Genomic DNA, 2697 nt, shown 5'->3' on the forward strand with positions numbered 1-2697 from the left:
TTCCAGGCCGGACTTCATCCATTCGTAGGACATCAGAAGCGCGGCCTGGGCGATGTTGAGCGACGAGAAATCGGGATCGACCGGGAACGTGACGATCTCGTCGGCAAGGCCGACCTCGTCATTGTAGAGGCCGAAGCGCTCGCGGCCGAACAGGATGCCGGTGCGCTGGCCCATTGCGTGACGGGTCCGAAGCATCCTGCCCGCCTCCACCGGCCCGCGCACGGATTTGAAGCCGTCGCGCTGCCTGGCCGTGGTGGCGAAGACGAAGTTCAGGTCGGCGAGCGCCGAGGCCAGATCGTCAAAGACGGTGACGGCGTCGATGACATGATCGGCGCGGCTCGCCGCCGCACGTGCCTTCTCGCTCGGCCAACCGTCACGCGGATTGACGAGGCGCAGCTCCGACAGACCGAAATTGGCCATGGCGCGCGCGACCATGCCGATGTTCTCGCCAAGCTGAGGCTCGACGAGGATGATCGCCGGGCCGGCGACTGCAATGCTATCAGGATCTTTGGTGACGGGCATGATTGTCAATGAACTGCTGTTTGCGGCATTTCAGCGTCCCCTGCCATATTCGGCCGGGAAAATGAAGCATTCGCAAATGACGACGGCTCTGGCCTCCAATTCGTGACCGATCGCCGTTTGCGTGGCCAAAAGCGCTTTGATATACGGGCGACATCTCCCGGCCCAACGCCACGCGGGCAAGGCCGTCCCACATCCCAGCAACGAGGCATTCTTTCCATGGCGAAGATCAAGGTGGCGAACCCGGTCGTCGAACTCGACGGCGACGAGATGACCCGCATCATCTGGCAGTTCATCAAGGACAAGCTGATCCACCCTTATCTCGACCTCAAGCTGGAATATTACGACCTCGGCATCGAGCATCGCGACGCCACCAACGACCAGGTGACCATCGATTCGGCCAACGCCATCAAGAAATACGGCGTCGGCGTGAAATGCGCGACGATCACGCCTGACGAGCAGCGCGTCGAGGAGTTCAAGCTGAAGAAGATGTGGAAGTCGCCGAACGGCACCATCCGCAACATCCTCGGCGGCACCATCTTCCGCGAGCCGATCATCATGAAGAACGTGCCGCGCCTGGTGCCCGGCTGGACCAAGCCGATCATCGTCGGCCGTCATGCTTTCGGCGACCAGTACCGCGCCACCGATTTCCGCTTCCCCGGCAAGGGCAAGCTGACCATCAAGTTCGTCGGCGAGGACGGCCAGGTGATCGAGCACGATGTATACGACGCGCCCGGCGCCGGTGTCGCCATGGCCATGTACAATCTCGACGAGTCCATCCGCGAGTTCGCCCGCGCCTCGCTGAACTACGGCCTGCTGCGCAACTACCCGGTCTATCTGTCGACCAAGAACACCATCCTCAAGGCCTATGACGGCCGCTTCAAGGATATCTTCCAGGAGGTCTACGAGGCTGAATTCGAGGCCGAGTTCAAGTCGAAGAAGCTGTGGTACGAGCACCGCCTGATCGACGACATGGTGGCCTCCGCCCTGAAATGGTCGGGCGGCTATGTCTGGGCCTGCAAGAACTATGATGGTGACGTGCAGTCCGACACGGTCGCGCAAGGTTTCGGCTCACTCGGCCTGATGACCTCGGTGCTGATGACGCCGGACGGCAAGACCGTGGAAGCGGAAGCCGCGCACGGCACCGTCACCCGCCACTACCGCCAGCATCAGAAGGGCGAGGAAACCTCGACCAATTCGATCGCCTCGATCTTCGCCTGGACGCGTGGCCTCACCCATCGCGCCAAGCTCGACGACAATGCCGAGTTGAAGCGCTTTGCCGAGACGCTGGAAAAAGTCTGCATCCAGACGGTCGAGTCCGGCTTCATGACCAAGGACCTGTCGCTGCTGATCGGCCCCGACCAGCCTTGGCTGTCGACCACCGGTTTCCTCGACAAGATCGACGAGAACCTGCAGAAGGCGATGGCCTGATAAGTAAGCAAGATGGGCAAGCCCATCGTCTACGGGGCGGACTATAGCGTCTATGTGCGCATCGTCCGCCTCGTGCTTGAGGAAAAAGGCATCGACTACGAGCTTGTGCCAGTCGATGTCTTTGCCGCCGACGGGATTCCCGCCTGGTATTTCGAACATCATCCGTTCGGCCGCATCCCGGCCTTCGAGCATGACGGATTCCGGCTGTTCGAGACGAGCGCGATTGCCAGATATGTTGACGAGGCGTTCGACGGGCCAGCGCTGCAAGCGACGGAGCCTCGTGGCCGCGCAACCATGAACCAGATCATCGGCATGCTCGATGCCTATGCCTACAGATCGATGGTCTGGGATGTTGCCGTCGAGCGGCTGGAGAAGGCTCAGCCGGATGAGGCGTTGATCGCCGGCGGCCTTGCTCAGGCGAGCAAAGCGCTTCGGACGCTGTCCGCGCTGAAAGCGCCGGGACCGTGGCTGCTGGGCGACCAGCTGACGCTGGCCGACCTGCATGCCGCACCGATCATCGGCTATTTCGTCAAGGTCGCCGAGGGGCAAAATCTGCTGGCCGAGTTCCCTGATATCCGGGACTGGTATGCGCGCATTGCGGCTCGGCCGAGCTTCGTGCAGACTGAAAAAATCGGCTGATAAGAGACGTCCGCTGTCCCTCCAACCGTTGCTTTAAATTCAGTCCACTCGCCTACGCCGCTTCGAGTGCCGCCCTTACCGCAGCAATCGCATCATCGGCCTTGGAAG

Annotated in this window: 3 protein-coding genes; 2 read left to right on the forward strand and 1 reads right to left on the reverse strand. The window is 61.4% G+C overall.

Annotated features, from left to right (window positions below; genetic code table 11):
• Positions 1 to 522, reverse strand: a 522-nt coding sequence (locus EN932_RS33370) for an RNA methyltransferase (RefSeq protein ID WP_164890761.1), incomplete at its 3' end; no start/stop codon positions are given.
• 216 nt (positions 523 to 738) lie between these two features.
• Here EN932_RS33370 and EN932_RS33375 point away from each other — a divergent pair.
• Positions 739 to 1950 carry an NADP-dependent isocitrate dehydrogenase gene (locus tag EN932_RS33375; protein ID WP_013532148.1) on the forward strand — a complete coding sequence of 404 codons (1212 nt, stop codon included), beginning with the start codon at positions 739 to 741 and terminating at the stop codon, positions 1948 to 1950.
• Positions 1951 to 1962: 12 nt separating this feature from the next.
• Positions 1963 to 2589, forward strand: coding sequence for a glutathione S-transferase family protein (locus tag EN932_RS33380; protein ID WP_024504566.1), 627 nt, complete (start codon positions 1963 to 1965; stop codon positions 2587 to 2589).
• Positions 2590 to 2697 lie beyond the last annotated feature (108 nt).

The sequence above is a fragment of the Mesorhizobium sp. M7A.F.Ca.US.002.01.1.1 genome (assembly GCF_004022955.1).
Lineage (GTDB): Bacteria > Pseudomonadota > Alphaproteobacteria > Rhizobiales > Rhizobiaceae > Mesorhizobium > Mesorhizobium ciceri.